This is a genomic window from Maribacter algarum (ex Zhang et al. 2020) (assembly GCF_005885635.1).
Classification (GTDB): domain Bacteria; phylum Bacteroidota; class Bacteroidia; order Flavobacteriales; family Flavobacteriaceae; genus Maribacter_C; species Maribacter_C algarum.
Window position 1 is genome coordinate 963,949 of the sequence record NZ_VATY01000001.1, and the last position, 16,199, is coordinate 980,147.

Genomic DNA, 16,199 nt, shown 5'->3' on the forward strand with positions numbered 1-16,199 from the left:
ATTTTTGCGTTTAAACGAATTCTCATTTAGAAAATCTTAACCTAAAACGGTGATATTTCCTTAAAAATCGGTGTGTTACACAAAAATTAGTGTATAGATTGTTTTATTTATGATAAGGTTCTCCCTAAAATTCTTCCAAAGCCTAAGGCTGGTGTAATTGCCATTCCACTACAAAATGAACTACCGCTTGTAGCTCCTAGTCCTAAAACTTCTCCTGCGGCATAAATACCTGACATGGGCTCACCCTGGGTATCTAATACTTGTAAATCTTTATTTACCTTAATACCTCCAAAAGTTACCAATACTGAAGCATGTACTTTCAATGCGTAAAAAGGAGCTGTCTTAATGGGGTCTTCTAAATAAGCACGACCAAAATCAGGATCGGACTTTGTTTCAACCATTTTATTATAACTAGAAATTGTTTCTAATAAGTTCGCTTCTGGGAGTCCGGTTTTCGATGCCAGTTCTTCAATAGAATTTGCCATACACAAAGCATTTTCTTTCGCCGCCTCGGCTTTCATTTCTTCCACAGAACGACCGATTATTATCGGATTATGATTTCCATTTTCATCCGAAGCATTCAAAGCGGTTTCATCAAAAATCACCCAAAAACACCAATCAGGTTGCTGCATTGTAGTGAGTTCTCTAGTCTCAGGACTTATTTCATCTTCCTTAATAAATCGTTTTCCATGAGCATTTACATAGATATCGCGAGGCTGTCTATATATTGATGTTAAGACCATTGCCCAGGCCTTATTGAAATCAACACGACCGCTACCTTCAACTTCTTCCATTCCGCCTAAACTTGGCAAATGAAATTCTCCAAACCGGAATTGCCCACCCTGATTTTCTAAAATCACATGGCCATCAGCTGTCGCCGAGGGATAGGCTGAACTTACCAGAGGGATATCTTTATGTTTTTGCTGAAAATATGCAGGGTTGCTTCCATATCCTCCAGAAGTAATCACAATGTTCTTTCCTTTATACTCACGTTGCCCATTAGCAGTGCTACAAATAATTGTATCAAAACGGCCATTCGATTTATCTAAACCTATAAACGAATTTTCAAAATGACATTCTATATTTCCGTTGGCAACTTGTTCCTTCCATTCCGGAAGTAAAACTTTATAAATACTCATTGCCTTTTCAGGTCCGTAAATTGTGCGAGCCTTATCATAGGCCACATGCCCATAAATAATTCGCGGACATTCAGGAGCCCACTCCATTCCCAATTCATCTAACCATTGGATGGTCTTCGGAGCTTCATAAACTGCCTTCTCTATTAGGTCTAAATCACCAGACTTACCGTTTATACGATAAATATCAGCTAGATGTTTTTCTGGGGAATCTTCAATTCCCTTTTCCTTTTGCAAGTGTGTCCCGCCTGCGCTCATGTGACCACCGGACCAATGCATCGCTCCACCGACATGGTCAGACTTCTCCACAACCCCAACTTTTAGTCCACGTTGGGCAGCGGTAATTGCACAGCTCATTCCCGCTGTACCTGCACCCACTATGAGAATATCGTATTTCATACTATAGGTGTAAATCGATGAGTATATTTTTATTTTTATCAACCTGAATGGTGGTATTCACTCCAATAACCGTCGTACTTTCTGTCTCTTCAATTATGGCCGGACCGTCGAATTTTTCATCTGGTTTTAGCGCATATCTATTATAAACAGGACAATCTAAATACCCCGTTTCTTCAAAGTACACTTTTCGTGTGCCTTTAAAGGCGTCTTCTTCGCCAACTTGTGTGGTAAATTGTTTTACTTTCATTTCCGGAGTTGGGCCCTCCACAACCACGCGCCATGTTACCATTTCCATCCGCATACCCTCAATAGAACGATTGTAACGGAACTCGTATTCTTTTACAAAACGTGCTTGGATTTCAGCAACATCACTATCGCTTAATTTACCTTCTGGTAAATCAATGGTAATTTCATGTCCCTGACCATAATAGCGCATTTCAACAACACGACTGATAATCGCATCTTTTCTATCGATATTGGATTTCTCTAGGAATTTATAACCATCCTCTTCCATATCTGATAAGAAGTTATTCACTTCGTTCCAGTCTAGGGTTTTCAGTTCAGAAATATGACTATGTATTTTTTCGCTTGCTACTGGAGACACTAAGAAACCAATCGCAGAAGTTACCCCTGCACCTACAGGAATAATCAAGCGCTTTGTATTTAATAACCTCGCTACGCCAAAAGAATGCACAGGCCCGGCACCCCCAAAACCTATCATATTGAAATGTCTTGGATCCATTCCTTTTTCAAGTACATGAACGCGTGCTGCATTAGCCATGTTTTCATTCACAATTCTGTGAACCCCCATTGCTGCTTCTTCTATTGAAATACCCATTGGTTTTGCCAATTTGTTTTCAATCGCTTTTCTTGCAGCTTCCACACTCAATTTCATTTCGCCACCCAAGAAATAGTCCGCATTTAAATAGCCTAATACCAAATCTGCATCTGTAACCGTTGGGTCCTCACCACCTAAATTATAGCAAGCAGGACCCGGAGTAGACGAAGCACTATCGGGACCAACAGTTAGCAGTCCAATATTGTTTACACGAGCAATACTTCCACCACCTGCACCAATTTCAATCAAATCGATAACCGGGATACGAACCGGAAGTCCACTACCTTTTTTAAATCTTTTTACACGACCTGCCTCGAAATGATTTGTAATTTCTGGTTTTCCTTCATAGATAACACAAGCTTTTGCAGTCGTACCACCCATATCAAAACATAACAGGTTCTCTTCTTGCAAATGCTTCCCATAGAAAACACCTGCCATTGCCCCACCCGCAGGACCTGATTCCAATAAATGTATAGGTGATTTACGAGCTCCGTCAATAGTGGTTAATCGGCCACTGGAAATCATAATATTGATATTGCCCTCGAAACCTGCTGTTCTCAATTGCGTTTCAAAATCCTTTAAATATTTATCCGTAATTGGCTGCACGTATGCATTCATCGCTGTGGCAGAACTGCGTTCGTACTCCCGAATTTCAGGCATGATTTCCGAGGATAGACTATAGTACATATCTGGAACATTCTTCGACAAATAATCCCCCAATGTTTTTTCATGGGATGTATTTGCAAAAGAATTCAGCAAACAAACGCCAACAGCTTCAATACCGTTCTCTTTTAGCGTATTTGCAAGGGATTTTAAAGCTCCCTCATCCAAAGGAGTTACAACATTACCTTCGATATCGACACGCTCAGAAATACCCATTCGTAAATTTCGAGGAACCAAAGGCTTCGGCATCGTCAAGAATATATCGTAGATATCATAACGCATTTCGCGACCGATTTCCAATACATCTTCAAAACCTTTTGTAGTAATGAAAGCTGTTTTAGCACCTTTACGCTCTATAACGGCATTGGTCACTAATGTCGTTCCATGAACGATACCATCCATGTTCTTAACTGGAAAGTTGAACTTATCCTCTATTTCCTTCACCCCATTGAAAATACCAATGGTAGGGTCAGGGTAGGTCGTCAATGTCTTTGCAAAATACAATTGATTGCTATTGTTGTCGAACAATACAAAATCTGTAAATGTTCCTCCGATGTCTATTCCTAGTTTCATTTCTTAAATTTCAAATTCAAGTGTCAAATACAGATTCAATTTCTCCACTAGACTTTTGAATTTGATTTTTGCATTTAGTTTTATCTTTTTTTACTTCGCACTTCTAATTTCGTACCTCGAACTTTTTAATGGTATTCTTCCCCTCCCGAGACATTCATTGCCTCGCCAGTAATATAATCTGCTTGGTCGGAAGCTAAGAAGGCTACTGCTTTGGCAATATCTTCTACAAGTCCGGTTCTTTTTAATGGGTTTTTATCAACTATAGCTTGCAGGTAATCATCGTAATCTTGACCTAATTTTTCGCTAAAAAATTTGTTTTGCCAATGCCCTAATCCTGTAGTGATATGATTCGGACAAACCGCATTCACACGTATTTTATGCGCTCCTAATTCTACAGCGTTTGAACGTGTCAAGCCAATCATACCATGCTTGGAAGCCGTATAAGCAGCCGCAAATGGAAATCCTGATTTGGCCGCTTGACTTGCAATATTGATTATCGCTCCACCTTTGCCTTGGTCAATCATAGCGATTGCGGCATGCTTGGAACATAAAAAAGCACCTTTAAGGTTGACATCTAAAACGGCATCCCAACTCTTCTCTTTGAATTCCTGAAACGGCTCCATTATATAACCTACTCCAGCATTGTTCACCATGATATCAACACTACCAAAAGAATCTCTTGTCTTTTTAACTAAATCTGCTACTTGGTCTTCAAACCGAATATCACAAACAATGGCTGTGGCATTTACGCCTTTATTCTTTGCTTTTTTGACAATGGTTTCCATATCATCTGTAGTGCCGATATGCTCTTCACTAAAGTTCTCACCTTGCGCAACACCAATATCTGAAATAACTACATTACAACCTTGTTCGGCAAGTTTTAAAACAATGGCTTCGCCAATACCATCGATTCTTCCAGAACCAGTTACAATAGCAGTTTTTCCTTTTAAGTTGTACATGATTATGCTATTTGTTCTGAAATAATAAACATTGGATTATCTGCAAATGATTGGAACTGTGTGGCTACTTTTTGCATAGCCTTTGAACCTGCTTCTTCGCCAAGCTTGTTCATATCATTTATCTGCAATACCTCGCAATATTGATAAGGCGAAGGATTTTCTGTACCCATTACATTTCCTAATCTGAAGACTTTAAAATCGTCTACACAGCTCATTTGAGAAGCTGTAGGAACATCGGTTTCTTTAGCCCATTGTTCATAAGCATCTCTGGCAGACTCATCTTTCAGGTTGAATAGTACTACTAGTGCTGACATAGTTTTTTCTTTTTATTTGAATTTACTTTCTTGCTTGTAAAAATGCATTCCCAGAGGTTTTAATCAAACCTTGAACGGAATTCATTACCATCGAAGCCCCTTTTTCAATGAGCGCTTCGGCTCCAGCTGCATTACCTGCTACCGTTCCAAACCATTTTCCTGAATCCAAAATTGTGGCAAAGATTTCATCCAGGACTTTCTTCACCTCATCATGTCCGGGACCATCATAAAAGCCCATCGACATAGCCAAATCACGCGGACCGATTATAAATCCGTCGACACCCTCAATCTTACACAATTGAGGAAGGTTTTTTACACATTCCATAGTTTCTATCTGCGGCATAACTAAAGTCTGTTCATTGGCAAAACTGACATACTCTTCTTGGCTCATAGGACCTTGCATATAATCAGAAGCCCTTACTGGACCTAAACCTCTTTTACCAAAAGGGGGATATTTTATGGCTTCTACTAATGTTTTTATATCATCCGCATTATCGATGGTTGGCATCATGACCCCCATGATACCTGCATCCATATATTGTAAAATCAATTTGGCATCAATACTTCTAATTCTAGCTAGAGGTGTTGTATTTCTCAACTCACAAGCACGGACCATATTTGTCACATCAGAAGCCGTTATGGCTCCATGCTCACCATCAATCATGTAAAAGTCCATTCCCAAGAGGCCTATGTATTCACAAATGGTTGGGTCGATGGTTGGAGAAATTACCCCAAGTCCAGCTTTGCCTGACTCAATTCTCTTTTTAAGTTGGTTTTCTTTCATGTGTTATGCTATTGTTAGGTTGTGCAACTATGATTAAGAAAAAGTACACCGTGAATTTTCACCCTTGTTGAAAACGATTTTCCTAATCTTGGAACAATTTAATAAAAATAGTTAACATAATTAACAATTAACATAGTTAATCATTCAAAATTAAACGTATTTTAAGAAATACAGCCTTATTTTACGGAAAACTCACCCGAATCGAGCTCTGAATTAGAAAAGTACACTTATTCCAAGAGCTATTCAAAAGATTATAAAAAGAACTCTAAACAATTATTGAATAGGCTCTCCTTTGGCAATTTTATCGCGAACGAAATTCATTAATCCGCCTGCTTCAGACACTTCAGAAACAAATGGCGCCACTGGGACGGAAGTAAACTCGGTGCCTTTGGTAATATTTTTGATAATGCCTTTAGCCGCATCATATTCCAATTCGTCACCCGTTTCGCATCCTAAGTGCATATCATCATCAGAAGTTAAAAAAGGGAGTCCGTAGTTGATAGCATTCCTGAATTGTAATCGGGCAAAACTTGTCGCGAAAACTGCTTTAATTCCAGCTCCCATTAGTCCTGTAATCACGTGTTCTATAGATTTTCCCCCACCGGCAAAATTATGATTCGCCACGATGAAAGTGAAACCCCTGTCTTTAAAAGCATTCTCTTTGCTGAATTCCTCTTTCACGCCTGACATTACGATTTTACTATTTTCTTCAGGGTCAATTGGTGAAGTCCAATGTTCTGAAGTTATAATATCGTAAGCCATTACATAGTCATCTGCTACCCAACAAGTTCCTTTTATCATGATTTAAATTTTTAGGTCATTAATTCGTTATAAACTCTTCTTGCCGATTCTGCGGCAGCCTCCATCCCTCTGGATTCATGTGCCGTATGTTCACCAGCAAAGTGCATATTGCCCGCAGGTTTTATCATGTCTTCAAACCAAGCGGCCTGACCAACACCAAACTCCACATAAGCACCTTTGTTGTATTTATATTTCCCCCAATTCTGTTGGCCTAAGTACTCTATTTTTCCAACAGTCGAAGGACGGATTTCATTTATCTTTTTAATCGTATAATCTGCAACTTCTTTTTCGGACATCTTATCAAAAAAAGCTGTTCCCAAACCATTCACCCAACAAGCCAGTTCTTTCTCAGTAGGAGAAGAACTCATATTCATGATACGCTCCAAAGGAGTATCAGTCCACATATCAAACGGCATTTCATCTTGCTCCCAAAAAGGCTCTGTATGCTGTAAATGTATTTGTGTGATATCAGTATAGTCTAATTCGTTGATGGCCCTTTTTTGATTTCCGTTGAACGAAGTATTCATTTTTACATCCCGTAAGGTTGTAAAGGGCATTGTAGAAACTACTTTCTTCGCCCTATATATCGAATCATCTGCACATTTGACCACAACTTCTTTTCCATTATCATCTATGGTGTTTACCATTTTATCGGTCAAAACAGGATTTTTAAGACTGTTGGCTATTGCATTTATAAAATGGTGCGAACCGCCTTTAAAATTTAGGACTCTTTCTGAGCCATTGAACTTACGGAAGGCAGAACTATGATATGCATTTATAGCAGATGTTTCTCTTATATCATTATAATTGGCACTAATGTTGGCCAAATCTATTTGCTCTTCGGAAAGTCCGTTTCGCTTTAATAGTTCGCTATAGGTTTCGTCTAATTCCGGTTTTTGATACCATTGATTTAGCGCGGTTAATTGGGGAGATTTTCCAAAAGCGGAAAACTGTAAATACGCAGGATTCGTTTTCGGGTCAGGCCATTTGTCATATAATTTACCCTCCAAATAAATCGCTGATGGAGAGCGCATATAATCTGTAATGTCAATCATTTCAGTATTGAACTCCTTAACCAATTTCATGACCTCGGAATATTTATCACCGATACCTCTACCACCAACTTCACGCCCAATATCTTCTCGTGAAAACATTCGACCACCTATTCTATTGCTTCCCTCTAGGACTAAATAATCTTTACCCGCTTTATCTAAAAGATATGCTAAATACAGGCCTGAAAGTCCCCCACCTAAAATTAGGATTTCCGCATCAAGCTTTGGCGCTGGTTCAGCACATGCCAATGGCATAAAACTGAAGGCAAGACCAGCAGCACTTGATTGCTGTATGAACTTTCTTCTTTTCATTTGAATTCTTTAAATATCAAATGTTCTTGGATCTGTAATTTCTCCGGTTATCGCAGATGCGGCTACGACTGATGGTGACGTCAAGTAGACTTGTGCATTACGACTACCCATACGACCTGTCATATTTCTATTTCCTGCACTTAAAACAATATCGCCATCGCCGGCAACACCTGTATGTAAACCTGCGCATGAAGCACAACTTGGGGTATCAATAGCAACCCCTGCTTTGATCAAAGTTTCTAAATGACCTTCTTGTAATGCCTCTAAATACACATCTGTACTTGCAGGTACCAAAATCATATTTACATCACGATGCACTTGCTTGTCTTTCATGATTTCAGCCATGGTAGCGATATCTTCTAATCTTCCATTCGTACAAGTCCCTACAAAGGCTTTATTGAATTTTGTGCCAAGTAGTTTGTCTACGGTAACTGTATTATCTAGTTTTCCTGGCATCGCAATTGTCGGTGCCAAATCGGAAATATCAATGTCGTACACCATATCATATACGGCATCTTCATCGCTCTTTACAAAATCCCATTTATCAGTTGTGCGCCGTCTCAAATATCTTTCGGTGATTACATCTGGTGCGACAATTCCATTTTTCGCTCCCAAATCAACCGTCATATTACAAAGGGTCATACGTCCTGCCATACTCATGCTCTCAATCGCAGGACCTGTAAATTCTAGAGATTTATAAAGCAAATGACCGTTCCAATGCATCATCCCCATAATATGAAGACTCAAATCTTTGGCCATTACCCAAGGTTGCCACTTACCAGTGATATTGAATTTCACAGATTTCGGTATTCTAAACCAAGCTTTGCCCGTCGCCATTGCAACGGCGGCATCAGTTACACCAATAGCATTACCCATTGCGCCAACAGCACCATAAGTGTTTGCGTGCGAATCCGTACCAATACTTATAGTTCCGGGTAGTACATGGCCTTTTTCAACCATAATCTGATGAGCAATACCCTGACGACCCAAGTCATAGAAGTTGGTAATATCATGTTGTTTTACCACCTCACGCCATTCGTTCAACATATTGGCAAATCGTTGTGTTGGAGGAGGCACCAAATGGTCAGAAACACAAATAACTTTGTTTTTATCAAAAACTTCGGTTTTTCCCAAAGACCTAAATTTATCGAAGCACTGTCTTCCCAAAAAGTCCATTGTCATGACCGAATGTATATCAGTCCAAACCAATTCACCTGGAGTTACAATGTCTCTGCCGCTACTGCGGGCCATAATCTTTTCTGTAATGGTCATTCCCATACTGAGAGGTGTTTTTTAAAGTTTAGTTTTGAAAAGTCCTAAATGATAATCCTAGTTATCAGACCTTGATTTTTGTCCGTTGGTTCTGTTCTTTGGAAGGTCAACCCAAAATTGAGGATCAATACCCTCTTTTCCACAAACTTTACGCTCTTCTATCATCGTAATTCCATTAAACACATCACCATCAGACCATTTCCAAACACGAATGCGATGGTCGTCATTGCCAATAAGGTCGATTTGTTCAAACAACATCATTCCAGGCCGGTGTTTGTATTCCCATATAAGGACAACACTTCTTCCGGTCTCCCAAGCTTTTCCGCTTAATCTCGGGTTTTCGAAAATCAATTCGTTTTTTTCATTGAAAGGGCATACTCCAAAGTCAAGGCATTCTTTAAAGCCGTCATCCCACATATATTCATTTACCTGATGGTACTTGTTGTCAGGAAGCAAGACGCACGTCAAACGACTTTTCCATTGGTCAATTAGGACACCATCAGCACCTATCCTCTTGTATGTTCCTTCCCAAATACCTTCGTGTTTGGGAAATAATTTTAATTCGGGCCTACTCATTACTATCTATTTATTGGGTTTCTTTTTATTCGATTCTCTAAAATAGTTAATTTAATTAATAATTAACATTATTAATCATTAAATTTATGAATAATTTTGAATTTAAAGTAGGTTATTGGTAAGATATAAATCGCTCTAAGAGCCTATTAAATATGACTTTTTTATGGGTTTTATAATAACCGATTTGGTAAAGTTTTACTCATCATAAAGAAGCACTTTACCTGAAATATCGATTTTCTTTCACTAAATTGTTGCGAGAAGATACTCAAATTGAACAAATGTACCATCTCAAATTAACCAAGTCCAAACAAAAAAATAATGAATTTTAAAAACCTTAAAGAATTTAAATTTGGATGGCCTGTCATCCTATCATCAACTTTTGGCATAGGCTTAGGCATGTCGCCTTTACCCTTTTACACTATAGGTGTATTTGCCATTCCGTTGACAAAAAATTTTGGCTGGGGTATGGATACGGTTATGGCAGCCATGCCTGTTTTTACCATTGGAGCAGTATTTTGCGGCCCTTTGGTAGGGTATATTGCAGACAAAATTGGAGCAAGAAAAACTGCATTAATATCAGTTCTGTTGTTTGGTTTGGCCTTTATGGCCTTCAGTTTAAATAATGGTTCTAAAACACTGTATCTTATTCTGTGGGGAATTTTAGCCATTGCCGGTGCAGGTACTTTACCCATGACATGGACTAGGGCAATTAATAATTGGTTCAATGAAAATAGGGGACTTGCTCTTGGTCTCTCCCTCCTAGGCACAGGAATATTTGGTTCTTTAGCAAAGCTTTTTGCATCTGGTTTAATTGACAACTTCGGATGGCAAATGGCGTACATCGGCGTTGCAGCATTACCGCTTGTCATAGCATTACCACTGGCATATTTTTTCTTTAGGGATACCGACGACCCAAAAGTCGCAGATAAAGTGGCAAAATTGAGAAAGGAGGTACCTGGTTATGAAAATAGCAATACTGCTGGAATGACTGTAAAGCAGGCCCTAGCAGATTGGCGTTTTTGGCTGTTATCAATCTGTTTTTTAATAATCTCCTTTGCTGTGGGAGGTCCGATACCAAATTTGGAGAAAATGTTAAGTTCTAAAGGTTTTGATACTGGTGATGCCATATTATTGGCTAGTTTTCTAGGATACGCAGTTGTCGTAGGCAGGCTAGTTGGGGGTTATCTTTTGGACAGGTTTTGGGCGCCTGCTGTTGCCTTTGTACTATTGAGTATCCCAGCTATTTCTTGTTTCATGTTACAATCAGCTGATTTGAGCTATACGAATGCCATGATTTCTGTTTGTATATTAGGTTTTGGAGCGGGAGTAGAATATGACCTTTTAGCATATTTGGTTTCCAAATACTTTGGTATGAAAAACTATGCTGCAATTTATGGTTTCTTATATGCCTTTTTTGGTCTTGGCGCTGGTTTTGGCCCATTCATTTTCGGAAAATTCTTCACCAGCACAGGAAGTTATGACACCATCTTAGGGTATGCTACAATCGCCTTTTTAGTTGGCTCGTTTCCCTTATTATTACTGGGGAAATACAGGACTTTTGAAACTGAAAACGTATTCGTGCAAAAAAAACAGACATAGTCTTAATCCATGGTGCAAAAAACCAAAAACATACGTTGGTGGATTGCAGGCAGTATTTTTCTAGCCACCACCATCAACTATATTGACCGACAAGCTCTTTCGGTTGCGGCACCCGTTATTCGCGAAGATTTAAGATTATCCAACGAGCAATACGGTTGGATTGTTAGTGCATTTCTTCTAGCCTATGCCATCATGCAGATGGTTTCTGGTCGTTTGATTGATAGTCTTGGCACCAAAAAAGGATTTTCCATTGCGGTTATTTGGTGGTCCATTGCCAATATGCTACATGCGTTTAGTAAGGGGATGATAAGCTTGGGAGCTTTCCGTTTTCTGTTGGGTATCGGAGAAGCCGCAAACTATCCTGCTGCCATGAAGGCCATATCAGAGTGGTTTCCAAAGGAAGAACGAACCAAAGCAGTTGGCATTTTGAATATGGGCCCAGGCTTAGGTGCTATCATCGCCCCACCTCTTATGGCTTGGTTAATTACTGATTTTGGTTGGAAAATGGCTTTCGTTATTACCGGCGCAATCGGTTTTTTCTGGCTCTTACTTTGGCGATGGATATATTACGAACCTGAAAAACATCCGCGAATATCATCCGAAGAATTAGCGCTTATACAAGCATCACAAAAAGAAGAGAACCTAGAAAAAATGCCTTGGTTGAGCTACTTCAAATACAAAGAAGTTTGGGGCTTGACCTTATCTCGTTTCGTTTCCGATGGTGCTTTTTACTTCTTCGTTTTCTGGCTACCCTCTTGGTTGGCAGATGTAAAAGGATTTAGTTTACTAGAAATAGGAATGTTTGCATGGATTCCATTTTTACTATCGGATATCGGAAGTTTTGTCGGTGGATGGACCGGCGGGCAATTAATGAAAAACGGCATGTCTTTGGATGCTTCCCGAAAATGGGTCATTTGGGTAGGTGCAATTTTGGTAATTCCAGTTTTGGGATGTCTTTATATTGAATCCCCTTATTGGGCTATTGCATTGATTAGCCTTTCATTATTTGCCACTCAGTTCAAACAAGCTTCCTTATTTACTTTGCCGATTGATTTATTCGGAAAGAAAGATGCTGCTTCTATTTGGGGTATTTCCGGGTCTGCTGGAAGTTTTGGCGCCATGTTATTTACGCCCCTAATTGGTTGGTTGGTTGACACGATTTCTTATTCGCCCGTATTCGTCATCGTCTCAATTTTACATATCATTTCCGCACTATTGGTTATGGTATTTATTCCAAAAATAAAACTCGTCTCAAGAGCAGACAACTTAAAAATCAAAACATGAAACAAGCAGTTTTCCTGGTAACATTTTGCATAGCAACACTCTTTGGATGTAAAGATAAGAGCACACAAAAAGAAATTCAAAAAGCGCTAACAGCTACTCAAATCATGAAAAAAGCGCATGAAAAAGCGGGTGGTGCATTCTGGCAGAAACCAAAAAGCCTCGCCATGAAGGGACATGCTATTTTTTACCGAGATGGAAAAGTCAGCAAGCACGAAACACATAATATGTGGCGTGTATTTGAGAGCACCAAAGAAGATGCCCATGTAGCCAATGGTAAAGTCCGCATAGAATCTTTTAAAGATTCCACGCCCGTTTTTATCGTAAGCTTTGATGGTGAACATACATATGACTTAAGAGGAAAACAAGGCAAATCGGATGCCGATGCACGTTGGGCATCAAACTTTGGGTACGGGGCGATTCGCCATGCTTTAGACGCAGGTTATACTTTAAAATTAGTCGAGGACGACATGGTAAAAACAAAACCCGCATACACCATACAAGTTACCGACCCCAATAAAGGAGAAACCTTTTTCGGTATTGATAAAGAGGATTTTAAAATCGTAAAGGTCGCTTTTCAAACGCCCCAAGGTTGGCATCATCGTGAATATTCAGCATTCTTTTCCAAGGAGAAATATTCCTGGTTACAATCCGGTCGAGTGGAACTGTTCTACGACGGCAAAATATCGAATGAAGTTTTTTGGACTGATTTTGAAGTAAACGAAACGCTACCTGATAGCTTATTTGTACTTGAGTCAAATTAATTAGTATGCGAAACAAACAATTGGTTATTTCCAAATTCTCCGATGACATAAAAGACGCAAGTGAAATCATCACATCTCCTATACGAATGTTAGGGGATAATGAAATCTTAGTCCAAAATAAATACATTGGTATTAATGCGCTCTATGACCGAGAACTGTACCGTGGTCGAGTACCTTACATTGATGTGCAGTTTCCTTATATCTTTGGCGTGGAAGCCGTAGGAGTCGTCGTAGAAACTGGCAAGAATGTTGAAAAAGTCAATGTGGGAGATGCATTATCCACCGTCAAAGTAGGCACTGCTTATCAAGAATATCAAATTATTTCTGATAACGATGCTATTAAAATTCCTGAGGCCACCGCTGAATATCTCACTATCAATCCCACAGGTGTCTCGGGTTATTTAGCTCTTAAAAATACTGCGGAGTTAAAAGAAGGTGAAACCATTGTGGTTTCCGCGGCTTCGGGAGGACTGGGTCATATTGTGGTTCAACTGGCCAAAAGGAAAAACTGTCATGTGGTTGGCATTTGCGGAAAACCGGAAAAAGTAGAACTACTCAAAAAATTAAACGTTTGTGACCGTATTATCAATTACCGTGAAGAAGATATTGCAGATGTTTTAAATAACGAATATGCAAATAAAATCAATGTTGGTTTCGACTCGGTTGGCAGTTACATGTTCGATGCTTTTTTAGCTAATATAGCACCGTTGGGAAGACTTGTTGTCAGCGGATTAGCCACTGAATTGACCGCTGCACAATTTGAGCAGATTACAGGACCTCGTGTATATGAAAGTATCTATTGGAAAGGTGCTTCTGTACGTTGCTTTATGAATCACCTGTTCAGAGAACAACAACAGGAAGGTAGGGAGTTCTTATTCGATTTATACCAAAAAGGAGCGCTTCAAGTAAAAGTCGACGCAACTTCATTTGAGGGAATAGAATCTATAGTAAATGCTTCGGAATATCTATTAGCGGGGCAAAGTTGTGGAAAAGTAGTGGTGAAGATATAAGACCCCTATAGTTACTAGGGTTTTTCTTTCAAATTACATTGGTCCATATAATATGAGTGTGGCCCTACTCGTCCATCGGCCTGTACCATCTCGATATTGAAATCTTCCGGTAATTTGAACGCTGAAAAGGTGTATACCGTTGGTTTGCCTTTGTAAATATACTTTTGAGGTTGAAAAATTGGAGAATACCCATTTTTCTCTGCCTCATTCGCAGCGGATTTTACATCTTCATATAAAAAACCCAAATGGTCTAAGCCCGTTCTAATCGTACCTTTAGCAAGTCTTGAAGAAACATCTTTGGGATTGATTCCCAAAGCCTTTGGTTCGGATAAAATCAGTTTGGCATCAGCGACCATAAGACCAACGGTTTCTGGTTGACTTTCAAGCTGTTTCGCCGCAAACACTTTTTCAACTTGTTCTTGTGTAGCATGAACATCCTTTACGAGAAATTGAATGTGGTCAATAGCGTACTTGGCATCTCCGAAATCGTATTCTGGTCGCTCAACGATAATTATTTCAAAACCGTCTGGCCCGTAAATACTGAATGCTGGGGTTTTTGGTTCTAAAGGAAGTGATACATCATTTTCTGAAATTTCCACACCTGCTGCCAGAAGTTCTGAACGTGATTTATCAAGGGATGAAGTTGAAATAGCCAACCACTTGGCTCCATAAACAGGTTTGGTTTTTTCAGATTTAGGGACTATAATTTCGGCATCCAACCAACGCTGATTCCGTTCTGGTGGTAAATCCGCGTAGGGTCCTATCGGTGTAATGGTAATTGTCGGACCTTGCCATTTCAATGAAATAAAACGCACTAAATCGAATCGTTCTCCAGGATGTGCCATTTCTCGGCCGCCAAAATGCTTTGTAAAAAACGCAACTGCTTCCTCTTCATCGGTTACTATAAAATGGATGTCATCTAAATGAATCGGTTCTATTTTATTTGAACTTGTGCTGGAAAATGAAATAGATGTAACGGCACAAATCAGAATAATAATTTTAAGCCAGGTATTGTGTAGTAAAGGTTTCATGTACGATTTCATTACTGAAGTATCTAGTGAATATTTTGCTGCGCACCGTTTCATAGGTTTTATGTATTGAAATACTCAATACTTTCAAGCTCGTAATGCGTTTGCATGTATCCTGCAGCACTAGCCTTTAAAAATAAGTAATCATCATCAGCAGTAACCCAGACATGGTATGGAGGATGTTCTTCCAACAAACTTCCGGCAGTATCGCCGACTGCAAAATGTCTTGACTGAAAAGTTCCTGCAGCTACTGTAATTTCTTCTTCCCCCATATACTCAATACTCATCTGCTTCATTTTAAAAAGCATTGGACCAGTAGCCCCTCTATGGTCTGGTGAGGTCAACATGAAGTCCTTGAGCATTTGTTTGCCTTTTCCTTTGGACAAATCGTAACATTTCATCAGTAATCCGTCTCCAACAATCGGATGAGCCTGTAACCAAGGGACAGTTTTTTTCGTCTTTATTTTTTGGGTAATACGACCGTCTTTTCGATTATACATTTCACATTCTACCTCATCTTCGTCAAAACGAAACCAACCTGTTCCTTCAAATTGGTCTCCAACAGACAATCGCACACTGCAATCCAATGGAGTAGCATCTTTTTTCATGGCAACAACAACATCGCGAATAACATTCGGTTCATCATCTATTTCGCAATGTGCATCCATCACAACCACATCATCAATCTGGGTGGTAATCGTAAAAAATTCACGCCCGCGTTCTTGGTCTAAACGCTCTGGTTTTTTACTCGTATATCTAATGTAACCTCGTATTGTTTTATGTTTCATCTGTACTTATCTATTTCTTATTTCGGTCAGATGTAATTCGCCATTAATTC

General features: G+C 39.4%; 15 protein-coding genes. 4 read left to right on the top strand and 11 right to left on the bottom strand.

The genetic code is table 11. From position 1 onward, the window contains the following. Positions 1 to 107: 107 nt before the first annotated feature. The 9 genes from FEE95_RS04120 to FEE95_RS04160 form a co-directional block, all read right to left on the bottom strand. Positions 108 to 1,535: an FAD-dependent oxidoreductase gene (locus FEE95_RS04120; RefSeq protein ID WP_138656556.1), complete on the bottom strand. Its 1,428-nt coding sequence runs from the start codon at positions 1,533 to 1,535 to the stop codon at positions 108 to 110. A 1-nt stretch (position 1,536) separates the two neighbouring features. Then, positions 1,537 to 3,609 carry a hydantoinase/oxoprolinase family protein gene (locus tag FEE95_RS04125; protein ID WP_138656557.1) on the bottom strand — a complete coding sequence of 691 codons (2,073 nt, stop codon included), beginning with the start codon at positions 3,607 to 3,609 and terminating at the stop codon, positions 1,537 to 1,539. A gap of 125 nt (positions 3,610 to 3,734) precedes the next feature. Further along, positions 3,735 to 4,568: an SDR family NAD(P)-dependent oxidoreductase gene (locus FEE95_RS04130; protein WP_138656558.1), complete on the bottom strand. Its 834-nt coding sequence runs from the start codon at positions 4,566 to 4,568 to the stop codon at positions 3,735 to 3,737. Positions 4,569 to 4,570: 2 nt separating this feature from the next. Next, on the bottom strand, positions 4,571 to 4,882 hold the full coding sequence (locus FEE95_RS04135; RefSeq protein ID WP_138656559.1) for an REDY-like protein HapK: 312 nt from the start codon (positions 4,880 to 4,882) through the stop codon (positions 4,571 to 4,573). A 22-nt stretch (positions 4,883 to 4,904) separates the two neighbouring features. After that, positions 4,905 to 5,666 (bottom strand): HpcH/HpaI aldolase family protein, encoded by a 762-nt coding sequence (locus FEE95_RS04140; RefSeq protein WP_138656560.1) that lies wholly within the window; start codon positions 5,664 to 5,666, stop codon positions 4,905 to 4,907. A 273-nt stretch (positions 5,667 to 5,939) separates the two neighbouring features. Further along, positions 5,940 to 6,467 carry a 3-isopropylmalate dehydratase small subunit gene (locus FEE95_RS04145; protein ID WP_138656561.1) on the bottom strand — a complete coding sequence of 176 codons (528 nt, stop codon included), beginning with the start codon at positions 6,465 to 6,467 and terminating at the stop codon, positions 5,940 to 5,942. Between the two features lie 11 nt (positions 6,468 to 6,478). Beyond that, entirely contained in the window at positions 6,479 to 7,831 is a 1,353-nt protein-coding gene (locus FEE95_RS04150) for a flavin monoamine oxidase family protein (protein WP_138656562.1), read from the bottom strand. A gap of 9 nt (positions 7,832 to 7,840) precedes the next feature. Further along, positions 7,841 to 9,109 (bottom strand): 3-isopropylmalate dehydratase large subunit, encoded by a 1,269-nt coding sequence (locus FEE95_RS04155; RefSeq protein WP_138656563.1) that lies wholly within the window; start codon positions 9,107 to 9,109, stop codon positions 7,841 to 7,843. A gap of 51 nt (positions 9,110 to 9,160) precedes the next feature. After that, positions 9,161 to 9,679 (bottom strand): hypothetical protein, encoded by a 519-nt coding sequence (locus FEE95_RS04160; protein ID WP_138656564.1) that lies wholly within the window; start codon positions 9,677 to 9,679, stop codon positions 9,161 to 9,163. 318 nt (positions 9,680 to 9,997) lie between these two features. On the opposite strand from FEE95_RS04160, the gene FEE95_RS04165 reads away from it, so the two are divergent. Genes FEE95_RS04165 through FEE95_RS04180 form a run of 4 tightly spaced genes read left to right on the top strand, consistent with a single transcriptional unit; the run spans position 9,998 to position 14,333 of the window. Further along, complete coding sequence (locus FEE95_RS04165; protein ID WP_138656565.1) at positions 9,998 to 11,278, top strand: MFS transporter; 1,281 nt, start codon at positions 9,998 to 10,000, stop codon at positions 11,276 to 11,278. Between the two features lie 9 nt (positions 11,279 to 11,287). After that, entirely contained in the window at positions 11,288 to 12,562 is a 1,275-nt protein-coding gene (locus FEE95_RS04170; RefSeq protein WP_138656566.1) for an MFS transporter, read from the top strand. Continuing rightward, positions 12,559 to 13,323 carry a hypothetical protein gene (locus tag FEE95_RS04175; RefSeq protein WP_138656567.1) on the top strand — a complete coding sequence of 255 codons (765 nt, stop codon included), beginning with the start codon at positions 12,559 to 12,561 and terminating at the stop codon, positions 13,321 to 13,323. The genes FEE95_RS04170 and FEE95_RS04175 overlap by 4 nt, the downstream gene beginning before the upstream one ends. A gap of 5 nt (positions 13,324 to 13,328) precedes the next feature. Next, a complete protein-coding gene (locus FEE95_RS04180) occupies positions 13,329 to 14,333 on the top strand; it encodes a zinc-binding dehydrogenase (protein ID WP_138656568.1) in 1,005 nt (334 codons plus the stop codon). A 14-nt stretch (positions 14,334 to 14,347) separates the two neighbouring features. Here FEE95_RS04180 and FEE95_RS04185 read toward each other — a convergent pair whose 3' ends face one another. Next, complete coding sequence (locus FEE95_RS04185; protein ID WP_171036978.1) at positions 14,348 to 15,364, bottom strand: VOC family protein; 1,017 nt, start codon at positions 15,362 to 15,364, stop codon at positions 14,348 to 14,350. 59 nt (positions 15,365 to 15,423) lie between these two features. Continuing rightward, entirely contained in the window at positions 15,424 to 16,149 is a 726-nt protein-coding gene (locus FEE95_RS04190) for a DUF3108 domain-containing protein (RefSeq protein ID WP_138656570.1), read from the bottom strand. Between the last annotated feature and the right edge of the window lie 50 nt (positions 16,150 to 16,199).

Coding starts and splice junctions, on each gene's coding strand:
- FEE95_RS04120 (WP_138656556.1), bottom strand. CDS start 1,535: ATGAAATACGATATTCTCATAGTGGGTGCAGGTACAGCGGGAATGAGC.
- FEE95_RS04125 (WP_138656557.1), bottom strand. CDS start 3,609: ATGAAACTAGGAATAGACATCGGAGGAACATTTACAGATTTTGTATTG.
- FEE95_RS04130 (WP_138656558.1), bottom strand. CDS start 4,568: ATGTACAACTTAAAAGGAAAAACTGCTATTGTAACTGGTTCTGGAAGA.
- FEE95_RS04135 (WP_138656559.1), bottom strand. CDS start 4,882: ATGTCAGCACTAGTAGTACTATTCAACCTGAAAGATGAGTCTGCCAGA.
- FEE95_RS04140 (WP_138656560.1), bottom strand. CDS start 5,666: ATGAAAGAAAACCAACTTAAAAAGAGAATTGAGTCAGGCAAAGCTGGA.
- FEE95_RS04145 (WP_138656561.1), bottom strand. CDS start 6,467: ATGATAAAAGGAACTTGTTGGGTAGCAGATGACTATGTAATGGCTTAC.
- FEE95_RS04150 (WP_138656562.1), bottom strand. CDS start 7,831: ATGAAAAGAAGAAAGTTCATACAGCAATCAAGTGCTGCTGGTCTTGCC.
- FEE95_RS04155 (WP_138656563.1), bottom strand. CDS start 9,109: ATGGGAATGACCATTACAGAAAAGATTATGGCCCGCAGTAGCGGCAGA.
- FEE95_RS04160 (WP_138656564.1), bottom strand. CDS start 9,679: ATGAGTAGGCCCGAATTAAAATTATTTCCCAAACACGAAGGTATTTGG.
- FEE95_RS04165 (WP_138656565.1), top strand. CDS start 9,998: ATGAATTTTAAAAACCTTAAAGAATTTAAATTTGGATGGCCTGTCATC.
- FEE95_RS04170 (WP_138656566.1), top strand. CDS start 11,288: ATGGTGCAAAAAACCAAAAACATACGTTGGTGGATTGCAGGCAGTATT.
- FEE95_RS04175 (WP_138656567.1), top strand. CDS start 12,559: ATGAAACAAGCAGTTTTCCTGGTAACATTTTGCATAGCAACACTCTTT.
- FEE95_RS04180 (WP_138656568.1), top strand. CDS start 13,329: ATGCGAAACAAACAATTGGTTATTTCCAAATTCTCCGATGACATAAAA.
- FEE95_RS04185 (WP_171036978.1), bottom strand. CDS start 15,364: ATGAAACCTTTACTACACAATACCTGGCTTAAAATTATTATTCTGATT.
- FEE95_RS04190 (WP_138656570.1), bottom strand. CDS start 16,149: ATGAAACATAAAACAATACGAGGTTACATTAGATATACGAGTAAAAAA.